A 1,657-nucleotide genomic window follows, 5' to 3' on the forward strand; every position below is an offset into this window, starting at 1 on the left:
CCAGTCAGTCGCAAATATCCAAGATAAGATTAAAGATACAGCCGGTCAGTTAGCAACGATTTCTGTTGCAGCTCATGATATTAATCAGTCGATTGAAAACATTGCGGCAATATCGGAACAATCATCGGCTAGTATCGAAGAGACAGCGGCTGTTTCTGAACAGTCTTCCGCGTCTATGAGTAAGATTAGTGAAAGTTCAACATCACTTGTCACATTAGCAGAACGATTAACATCTTCTGTAGCGAAGTTTAAATTGTAAAAAGAATTGTTTTTAATAAAAAGACTAACAAATAGAGAAGAGTCAATTAACAAAAAGATTGGCTTTTCTCTATTTTTATCTTTTCTTAAAAAGTCAATAGGAAAAAATACTTAAAATATATTTAAAATTTTATTTTTCTTCCGATATAAGAGACATATAAAAAGAGGAAGAGGATGTACAATAACTTTAAAATAGATAGTGAGGAAAGTAAATATTGAAGCCGGCCTATTTATAGACTACAAGATATTTAACCACTCCTCCTCTTCCTAAAAAATATAAGGGGTTTTTGGATGAGATTTACAATCATGAAGAAAATAACATTTTTCAACGTTTTTCTACTTATTTTAGTTATATTAGTTGGCTGTTTTGGAATTAATGGCATGGATAAGATTAATGATAGAAATAAGGAATTGGGCGAAATGTGGATTCCGGCATTAGCCAAGGTAGGAAGCATAAATTTCTATGTACAAAGACTAACTGCTGTTCAAGCAAACGTATTGTTTGCAAATAACAAAGAAGAGAAAAAGCTTTTTCAAGATGAATCAGAAGTATTAGAAGCTGGTATACAGAAAGATTTTACCAGCTTAGAAGAGATTACTTCCGGGCATGAAGAATATACGAAAGCATATGCGGAAGTAAAAGGACAAATTGATAAATATTTAGTGCTTCATGAAAAAATTATGGAAGCATCTCATAAAGATGATGTGGAAGAAGGAAGACGTTATTTAAGAGAAGCGAGAGAAGTTTATACTGCACTTGATTTTAGTTTATATAATTTTGTGCAAATGAATAATGAAACTAGTAATCAAACAATTAATGAAAGTGTAGAACATTATAAAACAGGTACGATGCAAACATATATCGTTATTGCAGTATCGATTTTATTTACTATTATGCTAATCTATTTTTCATTAAAAACGATTGCAAATCCTTTAAGCCGTTTAAGCAAAGTTGCGCATGATATTGCAAGCGGGAATCTCGCGCAGAAGATACGAATAAAATCCGATGATGAAATTGGAGATCTTGCGAAATCGATTCAGGAAATGTGTACAAATCTTCAAACTCTTATTTCTAATATAAATAAGGAGTCACAGGAGATTTCTTCTTTTGCGCATGAATTTACTGTATCCGCAAGTGAAGTAACAGATGGCGGAGAGCAGATTGCTGTTACAATGGGAGAATTGGCAAAAGGATCAGAAGAACAGGCGAGCAGTACGACAATGCTCTCTGAAAAGATGAAGGAATTCTCTTCTTCGATTCAACGATCAAGTGAAAACGGGGAAGAATTAAACGAAGAAGCGAAAGAAATTAGAAAGCTGACAGATAACGGCTTTAATGAAATGGAAGAGACGAAAGAACAGATAGAAGATATCAATAAGGTTGTTCAGGAATCTGTGG

General features: G+C 33.4%; 1 protein-coding gene and 1 pseudogene. Both read left to right on the top strand.

Going from position 1 to position 1,657, the window contains the following annotated elements; all coding sequences use genetic code 11:
- Positions 1-259 (top strand): annotated as a pseudogene (locus tag BFA01S_RS23035) (methyl-accepting chemotaxis protein); the annotation flags it as partial.
- A gap of 290 nt (positions 260-549) precedes the next feature.
- Positions 550-1,657: methyl-accepting chemotaxis protein (locus BFA01S_RS21450; protein WP_156484006.1), on the top strand; the 1,108-nt coding region annotated here is incomplete at its 3' end.

Source organism: Metabacillus fastidiosus NBRC 101226 (assembly GCF_001591625.1).
Lineage (GTDB): Bacteria > Bacillota > Bacilli > Bacillales > Bacillaceae > Metabacillus > Metabacillus fastidiosus.